General features: G+C 67.7%; 14 protein-coding genes. 7 read left to right on the top strand and 7 right to left on the bottom strand.

The features are described from left to right. The first annotated feature begins 112 nt into the window (after window positions 1-112). Genes PWF70_RS16185 through PWF70_RS16170 form a run of 4 tightly spaced genes read left to right on the top strand, consistent with a single transcriptional unit; the run spans window position 113 to window position 4,038 of the window. Window positions 113-1,228 (top strand): sulfate ABC transporter substrate-binding protein, encoded by a 1,116-nt coding sequence (locus PWF70_RS16185; RefSeq protein ID WP_035751300.1) that lies wholly within the window; start codon window positions 113-115, stop codon window positions 1,226-1,228. Then, window positions 1,225-2,106, top strand: coding sequence for a sulfate ABC transporter permease subunit CysT (gene cysT, locus PWF70_RS16180; protein WP_035751301.1), 882 nt, complete (start codon window positions 1,225-1,227; stop codon window positions 2,104-2,106). The genes PWF70_RS16185 and cysT overlap by 4 nt, the downstream gene beginning before the upstream one ends. Continuing rightward, window positions 2,103-3,041, top strand: a complete 939-nt coding sequence (gene cysW, locus PWF70_RS16175; protein ID WP_035751302.1) for a sulfate ABC transporter permease subunit CysW — start codon at window positions 2,103-2,105, stop codon at window positions 3,039-3,041. The genes cysT and cysW overlap by 4 nt, the downstream gene beginning before the upstream one ends. Before the next feature lies 1 nt (window position 3,042). Then, window positions 3,043-4,038, top strand: coding sequence for a sulfate/molybdate ABC transporter ATP-binding protein (locus tag PWF70_RS16170; RefSeq protein ID WP_035751303.1), 996 nt, complete (start codon window positions 3,043-3,045; stop codon window positions 4,036-4,038). Window positions 4,039-4,050: 12 nt separating this feature from the next. On the opposite strand, the gene PWF70_RS16165 is transcribed toward PWF70_RS16170, so the two are convergent. Beyond that, entirely contained in the window at window positions 4,051-6,078 is a 2,028-nt protein-coding gene (locus tag PWF70_RS16165; RefSeq protein WP_035751304.1) for a glycoside hydrolase family 15 protein, read from the bottom strand. Between the two features lie 95 nt (window positions 6,079-6,173). On the opposite strand from PWF70_RS16165, the gene PWF70_RS16160 reads away from it, so the two are divergent. Beyond that, window positions 6,174-6,374 (top strand): hypothetical protein, encoded by a 201-nt coding sequence (locus PWF70_RS16160; RefSeq protein ID WP_035751305.1) that lies wholly within the window; start codon window positions 6,174-6,176, stop codon window positions 6,372-6,374. Between the two features lie 121 nt (window positions 6,375-6,495). Here the strand turns inward: PWF70_RS16160 and PWF70_RS16155 are convergent, their stop codons facing one another. Genes PWF70_RS16155 through PWF70_RS16135 form a run of 5 tightly spaced genes read right to left on the bottom strand, consistent with a single transcriptional unit; the run spans window position 6,496 to window position 11,983 of the window. After that, the gene (locus tag PWF70_RS16155; protein ID WP_035751306.1) at window positions 6,496-7,224 is read right to left on the bottom strand and encodes a sirohydrochlorin chelatase; all 729 of its coding nucleotides are present in this window, start codon (window positions 7,222-7,224) and stop codon (window positions 6,496-6,498) included. Next, a complete protein-coding gene (locus PWF70_RS16150; protein ID WP_006359320.1) occupies window positions 7,221-8,516 on the bottom strand; it encodes a sulfate adenylyltransferase subunit 1 in 1,296 nt (431 codons plus the stop codon). The genes PWF70_RS16155 and PWF70_RS16150 overlap by 4 nt, the downstream gene beginning before the upstream one ends. A 1-nt stretch (window position 8,517) precedes the next feature. Then, a complete protein-coding gene (gene cysD, locus PWF70_RS16145; RefSeq protein ID WP_372512896.1) occupies window positions 8,518-9,474 on the bottom strand; it encodes a sulfate adenylyltransferase subunit CysD in 957 nt (318 codons plus the stop codon). Next, window positions 9,456-10,208, bottom strand: a complete 753-nt coding sequence (locus PWF70_RS16140; RefSeq protein WP_035751308.1) for a phosphoadenylyl-sulfate reductase — start codon at window positions 10,206-10,208, stop codon at window positions 9,456-9,458. The genes cysD and PWF70_RS16140 overlap by 19 nt, the downstream gene beginning before the upstream one ends. Continuing rightward, entirely contained in the window at window positions 10,205-11,983 is a 1,779-nt protein-coding gene (locus PWF70_RS16135) for a nitrite/sulfite reductase (protein WP_035751309.1), read from the bottom strand. The genes PWF70_RS16140 and PWF70_RS16135 overlap by 4 nt, the downstream gene beginning before the upstream one ends. Window positions 11,984-12,386: 403 nt before the next feature. Between PWF70_RS16135 and hemW the strand changes: the two genes are divergently transcribed. Next, complete coding sequence (hemW, locus tag PWF70_RS16130; protein ID WP_035751310.1) at window positions 12,387-13,598, top strand: radical SAM family heme chaperone HemW; 1,212 nt, start codon at window positions 12,387-12,389, stop codon at window positions 13,596-13,598. A gap of 8 nt (window positions 13,599-13,606) precedes the next feature. Here the strand turns inward: hemW and PWF70_RS16125 are convergent, their stop codons facing one another. Beyond that, window positions 13,607-14,110 (bottom strand): type II toxin-antitoxin system VapB family antitoxin, encoded by a 504-nt coding sequence (locus tag PWF70_RS16125; protein WP_006359136.1) that lies wholly within the window; start codon window positions 14,108-14,110, stop codon window positions 13,607-13,609. A gap of 104 nt (window positions 14,111-14,214) precedes the next feature. Between PWF70_RS16125 and hrcA the strand changes: the two genes are divergently transcribed. Beyond that, on the top strand, window positions 14,215-15,249 hold the full coding sequence (gene hrcA / locus PWF70_RS16120; protein WP_006359135.1) for a heat-inducible transcriptional repressor HrcA: 1,035 nt from the start codon (window positions 14,215-14,217) through the stop codon (window positions 15,247-15,249). The last annotated feature ends 4 nt before the right edge of the window (window positions 15,250-15,253 follow it).

Here is a 15,253-nt window from a genome sequence, read left to right as displayed (position 1 = left end):
TTCAGATCGCGATGATTTCAACTCCGGCGAGGCCCTCGCGGGTTGCTAGCGTGATCCGGTCCCGCCGGTCACCGCCCTGTCCCGACCGGCCCCGCTGAGTCTTGGAGGAAGAGTGAGCGCTGGCCCTGTCACGCCGCGCGGCACCCGAGTGCTGGTGAGCCTTCTGGCGTTGGCGATGGTGTTCGTCGCGGGCTGCGGTGGCGGATCGACCGACGAGCCCGGCGGAGTGGACATCTCCAGCGGCGACCGGCACCTCGATCTGGTCGCCTACGCGGTCCCCAAGATCGGCTTCGACGAGATCATCCCGGCGTTCCGCGACACCCCGGAGGGCCACGACATCGGTTTCTCGGCGTCGTACGGCGCCTCCGGTGATCAGTCGCGCAAGGTGGCCCGTCGTGTTCCGGCCGACGTCGTCAACTTCTCCGTCGAACCCGACATCACCCGCCTGGTGAAGGCGGGTCTGGTCGACGAGGACTGGAAGAAGCAAGCACCCAACAACAGCACCCCGTTCGGGTCGGTCGTCGCGCTGGTGGTCCGCAAGGGCAATCCGAAGGGCATCCGCGACTGGGACGATCTGCTGAAGCCCGGCGTGCAGGTGGTCACCCCGAACCCCGGCAGCTCCGGGTCGGCGAAGTGGAATCTGCTGGCACCGTATGCCGCGCTCAGCGACGGCGGCCGGGATTCGCAGGCCGGCCTCGACTACGTGGCCGAACTGGTACGCGACCACATCAAGGTGGTGCCCAAGTCGGGCCGCGAGGCCACCACGGCGTTCGAGCAGGGGCAGGGCGATGTCTTGATCAGCTACGAGAACGAGGCGATCATGCTCGACAAGGCCAACTCCACCGCCGCCCCGAACAGCCAGGTCGAATATGTGATCCCGCCGCAGACTTTCAAGATCGAGAACCCCGTCGCGGTCGTCAACACCTCCGACGACAAAGCGGGCGCACGCTCCTTCGTGGACTTCCTCTTCACCCCGGAGGCGCAGCTGATCTGGGCCGAGCAGGGATTCCGGCCGGTGGACCCCGCGGTCATCGAGGCGACCCGGGATCTGTTCCCCGGTGACATCGCGAAGCTGTGGACCATCGCCGAACTCGGCAAGGTGCTCGGGGAGGGCACCGCCGAGGACAACGACGGCAAGGACCTGACCGGCTGGAAGGCCGTCGACGAGGCGCTGTTCGGCAAGAAGGGCGCCATCACCAAGATCTACGACTCAGGGGGTAAGCAGTGACCTCGGTCGACTCGACGGCCACGGAGAGCGGGGCACCCGTTCCCGACTCCCGGCCGCCACGCGGGTTCCTCGGACGCTCGCGGACCTTCGCCGGCGTGAGCCCGATGACCATCGGCGTCGCCTGGCTCTGGCTCAGCGTCATCGTCCTGCTGCCACTCGCGGCGATCACCGTGCAGTCCTTCGACGACGGCTGGAGCGGCTTCTGGGAGGCCGTCTCGGCGCCCGCCGCAGTGGACGCCATCTGGATCACCGTGGTCGTGTCCGTCGTCGCGGCGCTGATCAACGTCGTGTTCGGCACGCTGATCGCGTGGGTGCTGGTCCGCGACGAGTTCCCCGGCAAGGGATTCGTCAACGCCATCATCGACCTGCCGTTCGCGCTGCCGACGATCGTCGCCAGTCTCGTGTTGTTGTCGCTGTACGGGCCGAACAGCCCCATCGATATCCAGCTCAACGCCACCAAGCCCGCTCTGGTGATCGCGCTGACGTTCGTCACGCTGCCGTTCGTGGTCCGTCAGGTGCAGCCGGTGCTCATCGAACTCGACGTCGACGTCGAGGAGGCCGCGGCGGTACTCGGCGCCAACAACCTCACGATCTTCCGCAAGATCATCCTGCCCGCGCTGCTGCCGGCGATCCTGATCGGTGCCGGCCTGGCCTTCACCCGCGCCATCGGCGAGTTCGGTTCGGTGGTGCTCATCGGCGGCAACATCCCAGGCGACACCCAGGTGGCCTCGCAGTACATCCAGCAGCAGATCGAGATCGACGCGCCGATCGACGCGGCCGCGATCTCGGTGGTCCTGCTGCTCATCGCCTTCGTCGCGCTGCTCATCCTGCGCGTCGCCGGACGGTGGCAGTCCAAGCGGGAGGACGCTGACCGATGAAGGTGTCGAACCCGACCAAGTACACGCTGCGCACCATCGCGCTCGTCTACCTGTTCGTCCTCCTGATGGTTCCGGTCGGCACCATCTTCTACCGCTCCTTCGAACACGGCATCGTCCAGTTCTGGGAGTGGATCACCACCCCGGCGGCCATCTCCGCACTGCAGCTCAGCCTGCTCATCGTCGCCATCGTCGTGCCGCTCAACGTGGTCTTCGGCGTGATCACTGCGCTGGCCCTGGCCCGTGGGCGGTTTCCCGGCAAGGGATTCCTGCAGGCTGTCGTCGACTTGCCGTTCGCGGTGTCGCCGGTGGTCGCCGGTGTCGCGCTGATCCTCCTGTGGGGCCACGGCGGCTGGTTCGGCGGCATCGAGAGTCTCGGCTTCCGGATCATCTTCGGCTTCCCCGGGCTGGTGCTGGCCACGCTGTTCGTCACGCTGCCGTTCGTCGCCCGCGAGGTCGAACCGGTGCTCCGGGAGATCGGTACCGAACAGGAAGAGGCCGCCGCGACGCTGGGCGCCAGCAATTGGCAGGTCTTCTGGCGGGTCACCCTCCCGGCGATCCGCTGGGGCCTGACCTACGGCATCGTTCTGACCGTCGCGCGAGCGCTGGGCGAATACGGCGCGGTGACCATGGTGTCGTCGAACTATCCCGGTGTGTCCCAGACGCTGACGCTGCTGGTCCACTCCCGCTACACCGACGACTACAACGAGTTCGGCGCCTACGCGGCCGCGACCCTGCTGATGTTCGTCGCCATCCTGGTACTCGTCCTGATGTCCCTGATCGAGCGCCGCGCCAAGTCCCGTCTCGTCGACGCCAGCGAATCCACCTCGGGCGACGTCGAACTCACCGAGGTCGACCTCACCCCGCCACACGGACCGGCATCCGTCGACGCCAAGCAGATCGTCCATCCCAACGCCCAGCACAAGGAAGGCGTGTGACATGTCCATTCAGGTGATCGGCGCGAACAAGCGCTACGGCGACTTCGCCGCCCTCGACAACGTCTCCATCGACATCCCGGACGGTCAGCTCACCTCGTTGCTGGGGCCGTCGGGCTCCGGCAAGTCGACGCTGCTGCGGGCGATCGCCGGCCTCGACACCCTGGACTCGGGCACCGTCCGGATCAATGACAACGACGTCTCGCAGAAGTCACCGCAGAAGCGCGACATCGGATTCGTGTTCCAGCACTACGCCGCGTTCAAACACCTCACCGTGCGCGACAACATCGCCTTCGGCCTCAAGATCCGCAAGCGGCCCAAGAAGGAGGTCGACGCCAAGGTCGACCAGCTGCTCGAGGTGGTCGGACTCTCCGTCTTCCAGCACCGGTTCCCGGCGCAGCTGTCGGGTGGCCAGCGGCAGCGTATGGCCCTCGCCCGCGCACTTGCCGTCGACCCCAAGGTGCTGCTCCTCGACGAGCCGTTCGGCGCCCTCGATGCGAAGGTGCGAGACGACCTGCGCCGCTGGCTGCGTCGTCTCCACGAGGAGGTGCACGTCACCACCGTGCTGGTCACCCACGACCAGCAGGAGGCGCTCGACGTGAGCGACCGCATCGCCGTCCTCAACAAGGGACGCATCGAGCAGGTCGGTACCCCCGACGATCTCTACGACCGTCCGGCCAACGAGTTCGTCGCGTCGTTCCTCGGTTCGACGGTCCGCCTGAACGGCGAACTGGTTCGCCCGCACGACATCCGGATCGGACGCACCCCGGAGATGGCCTCGCCGGCCGCCGACGCATCGCTCGATACCGGTGTGATCAAGGCGACGGTGCTGCGCGTCGTGAACCTCGGCTTCGAGACCCGCGTCGAGCTCGTGGCCGCGACCACGGGCGACGAGTTCGCCGCCCAGATCACCCGCGGCGACCAGAACGCCCTCAACCTGCAGACCGGGGAGACCGTGTACGCGCGGGCCACCAAGGTCGCGGCGCTGACCGAGGCCTGAGCATCTCGACCGTCAGTGATTCGCGGGCTGGAACGTGTGCTGGTGTTCGGCTTCCTCGGCGCGGATCACGTGCATGACCGCGTTGATCAGCGCGAGATGGGTGAACGCCTGCGGAAAGTTGCCGAGCTGCTGGCCGGTCTTCGCGTCGATCTCCTCGGCGTAGAGCTTGAGGGGGCTCGAGTAGGACAGGAGTCGCTCGCACAGGGTCTTCGCGCGTGACAGTTCGCCGATCTCGACGAGCGCCGACACAAGCCAGAACGAACAGATCGTGAAGGTGCCCTCCTCGCCGGTGAGGCCGTCGTCGGTCTCCTCGACCTTGTAGCGCAGCACCAGGCCGTTGTCGGTCAGCTCGTCGGCGATCGCGAGAACCGTTGCGCGGACGCGATAGTCGTCGGGCGGAAGGAACCGCAGCAGCGGCACGAGAAGCAGCGACGCATCGAGCGCGTCGTTGCCGTAGCGCTGGGTGAAGACCCCGCGGTCGTTGACGCCGTGGGCAAGGATGTCGGCCTTGATCTCGTCGGCGATCGCCGCCCACTCGCGGGCGTGCTTCTCCTCGCCGTGCATGGTCGCGAGGCGGGAACCGCGGTCGAGAGCCACCCAGCACATCACCTTCGACGAGGTGAAGTGCTTCGGTTCGCCGCGCACCTCCCAGATGCCGCGGTCGGGTTCGCGCCAGTGCTTGATCGCTTCCTCGACCTGAGCCTTGAGGACGGGCCACAGGGTCTCGGGGACCGCCTCGTGGGACTTGATGTTGAGGTACACCGAGTCCAGCATCGTGCCCCAGATGTCGTGCTGCGCCTGGTTGTACGCACCATTGCCGATGCGGACGGGGCGGGCGCCGTCGTAACCGGAGAGGTGGGTGAGCTCTTCCTCTTCGAGCGTCCGCTCGCCGCCGACGCCGTACATCACCTGCAGGGGATGCCGTTCGCCGTTGGTGATGCCGGAGACGTCGGCGATGAAGGAGAAGAAATCGTCGGCTTCACGATCGAGGCCCAGCGTGTACAGCCCCCACAGCGCGAACGTCGAATCGCGCACCCACGCATAGCGGTAGTCCCAGTTACGTTCGCCCTGAGGGGTTTCCGGCAGCGAGGTGGTCGCGGCGGCCAGGAGCGCGCCGGTCGGGGAGTAGGTGAGTCCCTTGAGGGTGAGCGCGGAGCGTTGCAGATGGGAGCGCCACGGATGGTCGGGGAACGTGCCGATGTTGATCCACTGCCGCCACGACTCGGCCGTGGACCACATCTTCTGGGCCGCCTCGTCCCAGTTCTGCGGTGCAGGAAACCGAGACCAGCTCAACGCGACGAACCGGTTGTCGCCCTCGACGAGACGGGTGCGCGCACGTGCTTCACGGCCCTCGAGTCCGAGACGGAGGTCGGTGGTGAGTTTGAGAGTGGGCATGTCCGCGTCGGACTCGGTGTCCTTGGCGGTCGCGATGGCCTCGCCGTAGGCCGGGCCGGTGTACTCCCACTTGGTCGTACCCCGGTGGTAATCGAACGCCGGTTCACAACTCATGTGCAGTTCGACGGTGCCTGACACACACCGCACCGTGCGGAGCAGGATGTGCTCGGCGTCCCAGTCGGTGGGCGTACGGCGATGAGTGCGGGAGCGTCGCTCGTTGTCGTGCCACGGGCCCATGACCAGGGCATCGCGCACGATGATCCAGCCGGTGTCGGTCTGCCACGTCGTCTCGACCATCAGGCTGCCGGGGAGGTACCGGCGGTCGACGGGCACGCTGACGCCGTACGGCGCGAGGCGGAAGTGGCCGGCGCTCCGATCGAGCACCGCCCCGAACACGCTCGGCGAATCGGGACGCGGCACGCACATCCACTCGACGGAGCCGTTGCGGGCGATGAGGCAGTTGGTCTCGGTGTCGGACAGGAACGCGTAGTCGCCGATGGGGGGAAAGGCGCTCCGGTGCGCCGGGTTGGTCGGCGGCATCGGTGCCGGTCCCGGGACGCTGACTCGTGCGGCGTCGGTGCCGGCGCCCTGTGTGGGGGTCGCGGTCGGCAGGGACGTTACGGTGGAGTCATCTGCAACAGACATGGGATCTATCATTGCGACGGGCGCTGTCCGACGCCAGTCGGCCCGAACGGGGCCGGGCAGACAGATGAACCGAATCGGACGGACGAGGTGATGAGGTGACGGCGTTCTTCGCCTGGTGGGACGGCGTGGAGGAGTGGCTGACCGGCCTGTCCTTCGTTCCGCAGCTCTTGGTCACCGTCGCCGTGGTGATTCCGGTCGCGATCCTGCTCGCCTATGTTCTCAATCTCCTGGTCGACCTGGCGGCAACGCTGTTCGACCGCCGACGCTTCGCCGACGACGATGGGACCGGACTGTGAAACTGATGCGCTCGCCGGTCACCCTCGCGCTGCTGGCGTTGCTGGTCCTCGTCGTGATCGCCTGGCTCGTCACGATGTGAGAAGGCCGTCGGACCCCATCGGGGAACGACCTGACGGGCGGTCAGCGCCCGGCGATCACCGTGCGACGCTGTGCGGCCGTGCGATAGAGGCCGCAGATCCCCTCGACGACGTCGGGGTGCGCGCCGAGCGGTCCGGCCACGAGCGTTTCGTCGGCCAGCGCGTCCAGAGCCGACTCGACCCGCTCGATCAGCAGACCGGCCGACAAGAAGTACGGACTGAGTGCGATGCGCTCGGCACCGACGGCACGGAGTCGACGGACTGCCGTGGCGACGGCGCGGTTGCCCGAACCGAGTTTGGTCGCGAAGACCACCTCGACCGGCCGATGCAGGGACGTGGAGAGTTCGATGGCCCGGCGCCGGACGTGACGGTCGGCGGATTCGTCGGAGGAACCGACCGCCGACAGGATCACGCCGTCGCGCTCGTGAAGCCCGGCTTCGAGCAGACGGTCGGCGAGTGCTGCGGTGAACGACCGGGTGCCGATGACGTCGGTCTGCTGCGCGAACGGCCGGTGCTCGGCGATGATCGCCGGCAGATCGATCTTGTGGTGATACCCGGCGGACAGCAGCAGCGGGACGACGACCGGATCGTCACCGGTCTCGCTCCCGGTCGCCAGGACTTCGCCGACGAGCGGCTCGTCGAGATCGAGGTAGGACAGGACCACCTCGACGCCCGGAAGCCTGACGGCGACGGCGTCGCGCACACGGCGCGCGGTCGCGCCGAAGCGCGGATCGCGACTGCCGTGTGCGACGAGGACGAGAACCGGACTCACACCAACTCTTTGAGGTGCAGCGGCGCGAGTGCGTCGCCCACCAGGCCGGCGGCGAGGGTGTTGCCACCCTGCGGGTCGATCAGCAGGAAGCTGCCCGACTCGCGGTTCACCTGGTAGTCGTCGGCCGGGATGGGCTCGGCGGTCTGTACCGAGATCCGCACGATCTGGTTGAGCTCCACCGATTCCGGGGCCTCCACGAGCGCCAGGTTCTGCTCGTCGAAGAGAGCGTCGAGCCCACCGACGATGGCCTGCGTCGTCTTGGTGCCGTGCTTGAGGAGCAGACGCGCACCGGGGCGCAGCTGCTTCTCGGCGAGCCAGCAGACGGTCGCGGTGAACTGCTGCACCGGCTCCGGGGCGTCGACCGCGGCGGCGATCAGGTCACCGCGCGAGATGTCGACGTTGTCGGCGAGCAGGATCGTGACGCTGCGCCCGGTGTGCGCGGACTCCAGCGGACCGTCGGCGGTGTCGATCTGGCTGACGGTGGTTCGCTGACCCGACGGCAGGACGACGACCTCGTCACCCACCGATACCCGTCCGGCGGCGATCTGACCCGCGTAACCGCGGTAGTCGGGGTATTCCGCGGTGCGGGGGCGGATCACGTACTGCACCGGGAAGCGCAGGCCCACCGGGGCACGCTCGGTGAGGTTGGGGACCGTCTCGAGGTGCTCGATGAGGGTCGGGCCGTTGTAGAACGGGGTGTTCTCCGAGCGGTTCGCGATGTTGTCGCCGTGCAGCGCGGACACCGGGATGGCGGTGACCTGGTCGTCGGACCAGCCGAGCGAGCGGGTCAGTTCGGCGAACTCGGCGGAGATCTCGGCGAACACCGATGCCTGATCGTCGACGAGGTCGATCTTGTTGACCGCCAGCACCAGCTGCGGCACACCGAGAAGGGCCATCACCGCGGCGTGGCGGCGGGTCTGCGAGACGACGCCGTTGCGGGCGTCGACGAGCAGGATCACCAGCTGGGCGGTGGAGGCGCCGGACACGGTGTTACGCGTGTACTGCACGTGGCCCGGGGTGTCGGCGAGCACGAAAGAGCGTGCGGGCGTCGCGAAGTAGCGGTACGCCACGTCGATGGTGATGCCCTGCTCGCGCTCGGCGCGCAGGCCGTCGACGAGCAGCGACAGGTCGGGCCCTTCGAGCCCGCGGTCCACCGATGCTTTGGTCACTGCGTCGATCTGGTCGGCCAGAACGGATTTCGTGTCGTACAACAGGCGGCCGACGAGCGTCGACTTGCCGTCGTCCACACTGCCCGCAGTGGCGATGCGGAGAAGGTCGGGTGCATGTCTCATGTCAGAAATATCCTTCGCGCTTGCGGTCTTCCATGGCGGCCTCGGAGACCCGGTCGTCGCCACGGGTGGCGCCGCGCTCGGTCAGCCGCGACGCGGCCACCTCGTCGAGCACGGCCTCGTTGTCGGCGGCTTCGGAGAGCACCGCGCCGGTCGACGAGCCGTCGCCGACGGTGCGGTAGCGCACCGAGAGACGCTGCAGCTCTTCACCTTCGCGCGGTCCGCCCCAGACGCCGGGGGTCATCCACATGCCGTCCCGCAGGAAGACGTCACGTTCGTGGGCGTAGTAGATCGAGGGGAGCAGAACCTGCTCGCGGGCGATGTAGCGCCAGATGTCGAGCTCGGTCCAGTTCGACAGCGGGAACACACGCACGTGCTCACCCGGGGCGTGACGGCCGTTGTAGAGGTTCCACAGCTCGGGACGCTGACGCTTCGGGTCCCACTGGCCGAAGGCGTTGCGCAGCGAGAAGATCCGCTCCTTGGCGCGCGAGCGCTCCTCGTCGCGGCGACCGCCGCCGAAGACCGCGTCGAAGCGGTTCTCGGTGATGGCATCGAGCAGCGGGATGGTCTGCAGCGGGTTGCGGACGCCGTCGGGGCGCTCGGTGAGCCGGCCGTCGGCGAGGTAATCCTCGACCTTGGCGACGTGCAGGCGCAGGTTGTGACGGTCGACGACGTCGTCGCGGAACTCGAGGACCTCGGGCAGGTTGTGCCCGGTGTCGACGTGCAGCAGCGAGAACGGCAGCGGCGCAGGCCAGAACGCCTTCAGTGCGACGTGGAGGAGGACGGTCGAATCCTTGCCGCCGGAGAAGAGGATCACCGGGCGCTCGAATTCGCCTGCCACCTCACGGAAGACGTGGATGGCCTCGGATTCGAGGGCGTCGAGGGTGGTGAAGTCGTCGGCCTCGGCGGAGACGGTGGTATCGCGGATTGGTTCGGTGACGGTCATGCGTGGAGCCCACATTCTGTCTTGGCGCGACCGGCCCAGCGGCCACTGCGCGGATCGGATCCGGGTTCGGGTTTGGCGGTGCACGGTGCACAGCCGATGGAGGGGTAGCCTTCGTCGACCAACGGGTTGACGAGCACGCCGTTGGAGTCGATGTAGTCCTGCATCGTCTCGTCGGACCACGCTGCGATCGGGTTGATCTTGACCAGCCCGAAGCCCTCGTCGAACGAGATGAGCGGCGCGTTGGCCCGGGTCGGCGCCTCCACGCGGCGGATGCCGGTGATCCAGGCGTCGTAACCGGCAAGGCCCGCCTTGAGCGGCACGACCTTGCGCATGCGGCAGCATTCGCCGGGATCGCGCGCGAAGAGGTTGCGGCCCAACAGTTCATCCTGTTCGGCGACGGTGTGCTCGGGGTTGAGGTTGACCATCCGAACCCCATACACCTGTTCGACGGCGTCACGGGTGCCGATGGTCTCGGCGAAGTGATATCCCGTGTCGAGGAACAAGACCTTGACCGGCTCCCCGTCGAGCAGGTCGCGGTCGATGTTCTTCACCGCGAGGTCGACGAGGGCGGCGTCCTGCATGTTCGACGCGACGACGAAGTTGGTGCCGAAGGTCTCCGCGGTCCACCGGATCAGTTCCTCCGGGGTGGCGTCGGGACCGAGGTCGGCCGCGCCCTTCGCCGCGATCGCCCGGAGTTCGTCCTCGCTGTGGCGGCGGCCGGTGGCCGGTGCCGGGGTGCTGATGGTCATCGGAGAGCCTCCTCGTCGGCGCGAACGGCCCACTGCGCGAACCGTTCACCCTCTTCGCGCTGGTCCACGAAGTTGCGGACCACGCGCTCGATGTAGTCGCCGAGCTCGGTGCCGAGCACCTTGTGCTGGCGCAGCTTGCGACCGAAACCGGAGTCCAGGCCGAGGCTGCCGCCCAGGTGGACCTGGAAGCCGTCGGTCTGGTTGCCGTCGGCGTCCTCGACGAGCTGTCCCTTGAACCCGATGTCGGCGATCTGCGACCGTCCGCAGGAGTTGGGGCAGCCGTTGATGTTCACGGTGATCGGCACGTCGAGGTTCGAGTTGATGTCGGCGAGCCGCTCGTCGAGTTCCGGCGCGAGAACCTGTGAACGCTTGCGGGTCTCCGTGAACGAGAGCTTGCAGAACTCGATACCGCTGCACGCCAGCAGGTTCCGGCGCCACTGCGTCGGCCGGCCGTGCAGGCCGAGCGGCTTGAGCTCGTCGATGAGCCACTCGACCTTGTCGTCGGGGACGTCGAGGACGATCAGCTTCTGGTACGGGGTGAAGCGCACGCGGTCGGAACCGACGGCGGCGACGGCCTCGGCGGTCTTGGTCAGGATCGTGCCCGACACGCGACCGGCGATGGGGGAGAAGCCGATCGCGTTGAGTCCGTTGCGCAGCTTCTGCACACCGATGTGGTCGATCGGGCGTTCGGGCTGCACCGGAGCCGGGCCGTCGATCAGCTTGCGGCCGAGGTACTCGTCCTCGAGGACCTGACGGAACTTCTCGATGCCCCAGTCCTTGATGAGGAACTTCAGGCGTGCCTTGGCGCGGAGGCGGCGATATCCGTAGTCGCGGAAGATCGAGACCACGGCCTCCCACACGTCGGGCACCTCGTCGAGCGGGACCCAGGCGCCGACGCGCTGGGCGAGCATCGGGTTGGTGGACAGGCCTCCGCCGACCCAGAGATCGAGGCCCGGGCCGTGTTCGGGGTGGACGACGCCGACGAAGGCGACATCGTTGATCTCGTGGACCACGTCCTGCTGGCCGGAGATCGCGGTCTTGAACTTGCGCGGCAGGTTCGAGTACTTCGGGTCGCCGATGTAGCGGCGGACGATCTCGTCGATGGCCGGGGTGGGGTCGAGGACCTCGTCGAAGGATTCACCGGCGAGCGGCGAACCCAGCACGACGCGGGGGCAGTCGCCGCAGGCCTCGGTGGTCTTGAGGCCGACGCCTTCGAGGCGCTCCCAGATCGTCGGGACGTCCTCGATGCGGATCCAGTGGTACTGGACGTTCTCGCGGTCGGAGAGGTCGGCGGTGTCGCGGGCGAACTCGGTGGAGAGTTCGCCGAGCGTGCGCAGCTGCGCGACGTTGAGTGCGCCGGCGTCGCAACGCACGCGCATCATGAAGTGCTTGTCTTCGAGGATGTCGATGTTCTCGTCGCCGGTCCAGGTGCCGTCGTAACCCTCGGCGCGCTGTGTGTAGAGGCCCCACCAGCGCATCCGACCGCGCAGGTCCTGCTTGTCGATCGAGTCGAAGCCCTGCTTGGAGTAGATGTTCTCGATGCGGGCGCGGACGTTGAGGGGGTTGTCGTCCTTCTTGACCTGCTCGTTGGGGTTCAGCGGCTCGCGGTAGCCGAGCTTCCACTGACCTTCGGCGCGGCGCTTGGCCGGGCGTGCCTTGCGTGCGGGACGAGCGCGCTTCTCGGTGCCGGCCTCTCCTGCAGCAGCGGGGTTGACGGCATCAGGCTGTGAGTCCGTGCTGGGGACAGCAGCAGGGGCGTCGGTTGTGGACGTCATGAAATCTCCTGTGCCGGCGCACAGGGCCGGCGTTCATTGCACGAAAAAGTGGGCTGAAACGTGCCGGCATCCCTGGGATGCAGGGATCAATCGGGGCCGAGACGTCGCTAGATGCGACAGAAAGCGCTGTTGACGCGCTTGAGATCAATGTGGCGACGCGCTGCGAGCCACACCCCTGGGAAAATCACGAGGTCCATAGTGCCACGATCTCCATCGCCTCGTCTACTTGGGGTTATTTTCCATCATGATGATGGAAACGCCTCTGCGCCGGCGCGACCGAAGGTCTCACCTCGAGTCGGTCGAGGAAACGCGTCGTGGTTGTTCCCGGCCTGAGCCGCGGCGTTGTCCGCCCCGGTCGATCCGGCGATTTCGGTGCTGACGTCGAGGTCGTCATGATGGAACGGTGAAGGTCGACATCGAAGCAGCCACCCCCGAGCTCACCGCGCAGCTCATCGACGGGGCGTGCCGAGACGTCGACCCCGACGTGCCGTTCGGCCTGTACCTGCACGTCCCGTTCTGCGCGACCCGCTGTGGCTACTGCGACTTCAACACCTACACCGCGGGGGAGCTCGGCTCGACGTCGTCGCCGGAGTCCTGGCAGGAGGCGGTCGCCGCGGAACTGGAGTCGGCGGCACGGCTGCTGGCGCCGACCCGGAAGGTGTCGACGATCTTCGTCGGCGGCGGTACGCCGTCTCTCCTCGGCGCCGACGGACTCACCCGGCTGCTCGACGCGGTGCGCGCCAACTTCGACCTCGCCCCCGACGCCGAGGTCACCACCGAGTCGAACCCGGAGTCGACGTCGCCGGCGTTCTTCGAGCAGCTGCGCGGGGCCGGGTTCACCCGCATCTCGCTCGGCATGCAGTCCGCCGCCCAGCACGTGCTCAAGGTCCTCGACCGGGTGCACACGCCGGGACGCGCGGTCGCCGCGGCGCAGGAGGCCCGGGCGGCCGGCTTCGACCACGTCAACCTCGACCTCATCTACGGCACCCCCGGCGAGACGGACGCCGACCTGCACACCACCCTCGACGCCGTGCTGTCCGCGGGCGTCGACCACGTGTCGGCGTACGCGCTGATCGTCGAGGACGGCACCGCGCTGGCGCGTCGAATCCGGCGCGGCGAGATGCCCGCACCCGACGACGACGTGCTCGCCGACCGCTACAAGATCCTCGATGATCGGTTGGGTGCCAACGGTTTCGGCTGGTACGAGGTGTCGAACTGGGCGCTCGACGACGCTGGTGCGTGCCGCCACAATCTCGCCTACTGGAACAGCTCGGACTGGTGGGGGATCGGCCCGGGCGCGCACTCGCACGTCAACGGGGTGCGCTGGTGGAACGTGAAGCATCCGGCGCGCTATGCGCAGACGCTCGGAGAAGGCGTGTTGCCCGCGGCGTCGTCGGAACAGCTCACCGCCGAGGACCGCCACATGGAGGCGGTCATGCTCACCACCCGACTCCGGACCGGACTGCCGAACGACCTCCTCGACGACGCCGAACGTGCGAACGCCGAAAAGCTCTGCGCCGACGGCCTGCTCGGCTCGACGGGCGGTGCCTATGTCCTCACCGACGCCGGCCGGCTTCTCGCCGACGGTGTGATCCGCCGCGTGCTCTGGGGCTGAGCCGCGGACTACCAGGGCCGCTCGGGGCGCGACGGGCTCGTCCAGCCGGTCGACCGGGCGCCTCGACGATGAGCCCCACCACCGCCAGGGGTTTCGGGAGCGCCACGCGGCGGACGGACCGGTTCGGGCGGGACGTCGACGATGCGGGGACGGGCCGGGATCTCGGCGGTGTCGTCGAGCTGCTCCTCGAGGGGGCGCGCGCCCTCGGAGAGGTCGAGGGCGTCGAGATCGAGGGTGCGGGCGTGGATGATGTTGCGGTTCCGCAGTGCCGAGCGCACCGCGCGGTGGAGTCCGTCCTCGAGGTAGAGGTCGCCCTCCCAGCGGACGACGTGCGCGAAGAGGTCGCCGTAGAACGTCGAGTCCTCGCTGAGCAGCTTGTCCAGGGCCAGCACCTTGGTGAGCGTGATCAGCTGGTCGAGTCGCAGCTGTCGCGGTGGGATCTTGGCCCAGCCACGCGTCGACAGCTTGTGGTCGGGATAGGGCCTGCCCTCCCGCACCCCCTTGAAGATCATGTGACTCCGCGCCGGTTTCGTAGTATGGACGTACCCAGTATGGGACGTACCCAACTCTATGGCCCAACCCCATGGACCGGGACTCGGATCAGGAGGTGTACCGCGTGTCCACAACGGATGACCGTCGATTCGAGATCCTCCGCGCGATCGTGACCGACTACGTCGAATCGCAAGAGCCCATCGGGTCGAAGGCACTCGTCGAACGGCATCAGCTCGGGGTGTCGAGTGCGACCGTCCGCAACGACATGGCGGTACTCGAGGCCGAGGGGTACATCACCCAGCCGCACACCAGCTCGGGTCGAGTCCCCACGGACAAGGGCTACCGGATGTTCGTGGACCGCATCAGCGAGATCAAGCCGCTCTCGTCGGCGGAACGTCGCGCCATCCTGTCGGTGCTCGACTCCGGCGTCGACCTCGACGACGTGCTGCGACGCTCGGTGAAGCTGCTGGCCCAGCTGACCCGCCAGGTGGCCGTCATCCAGTACCCGGTGCTGTCGGCGGCCCGCGTCCGGCATCTCGAGGTCGTCTCGCTCTCCCGGTCGCGGTTGCTGCTCGTCGTGATCGTCGACAACGGCCGTGTCGAACAGCGGATGGTCGCGCTGAACGAGGACCACGACGAAGAGGACATCAGTCGTCTGCGTGACATGTTCTCCGCGGCGCTGCACGGCAAACGGCTCGCCGAGGCGTCGGCGGCGGTGGCCGAGCTCGCCAACTCGGCACCCGACGACATCCGGGGTGCGGTCCTCAGCATCGCCACCGTTCTCGTCGAGACCCTCGTCGAACGCGGCGACGACCGGCTGGTGCTCGGCGGCACCTCCAACCTGGCGCGGTCGGCGAGCGACTTCACGCCGGTCGTCGGCGGCATGGACACCGTCCTCGAAGCGCTCGAGGAGCAGGTCGTCGTGCTCAAGATCCTCGCCACGACACAGGACATGGGCCAGGTCACAGTGCAGATCGGAGAGGAGACGCAGACCGAGAACCTGCGTGGGACCTCGGTGGTGTCCACAGGGTACGGTGCATCGGGAACCGTGTTCGGCGGCGTCGGTGTGCTCGGCCCCACACGGATGGACTATCCGGGAACCATCGCGTCGGTCGCAGCCGTTGCCAAATACATCGGTGAGGTGCTCGCCGAACGATGACCGC

This window comes from Gordonia sp. Swx-4, assembly GCF_030316175.1.
Taxonomy (GTDB): domain Bacteria; phylum Actinomycetota; class Actinomycetes; order Mycobacteriales; family Mycobacteriaceae; genus Gordonia; species Gordonia alkanivorans.
Note: the sequence above shows the minus strand (reverse complement) of the source record. Positions and strands in the feature narration are given on the sequence as shown.

Coding starts and splice junctions, on each gene's coding strand:
- PWF70_RS16125 (WP_006359136.1), bottom strand. CDS start 14,110: ATGATCTTCAAGGGGGTGCGGGAGGGCAGGCCCTATCCCGACCACAAG.
- PWF70_RS16135 (WP_035751309.1), bottom strand. CDS start 11,983: ATGACGTCCACAACCGACGCCCCTGCTGCTGTCCCCAGCACGGACTCA.
- PWF70_RS16170 (WP_035751303.1), top strand. CDS start 3,043: ATGTCCATTCAGGTGATCGGCGCGAACAAGCGCTACGGCGACTTCGCC.
- PWF70_RS16150 (WP_006359320.1), bottom strand. CDS start 8,516: ATGAGACATGCACCCGACCTTCTCCGCATCGCCACTGCGGGCAGTGTG.
- cysD (WP_372512896.1), bottom strand. CDS start 9,474: ATGTGGGCTCCACGCATGACCGTCACCGAACCAATCCGCGATACCACC.
- PWF70_RS16165 (WP_035751304.1), bottom strand. CDS start 6,078: ATGTCTGTTGCAGATGACTCCACCGTAACGTCCCTGCCGACCGCGACC.
- cysW (WP_035751302.1), top strand. CDS start 2,103: ATGAAGGTGTCGAACCCGACCAAGTACACGCTGCGCACCATCGCGCTC.
- PWF70_RS16140 (WP_035751308.1), bottom strand. CDS start 10,208: ATGACCATCAGCACCCCGGCACCGGCCACCGGCCGCCGCCACAGCGAG.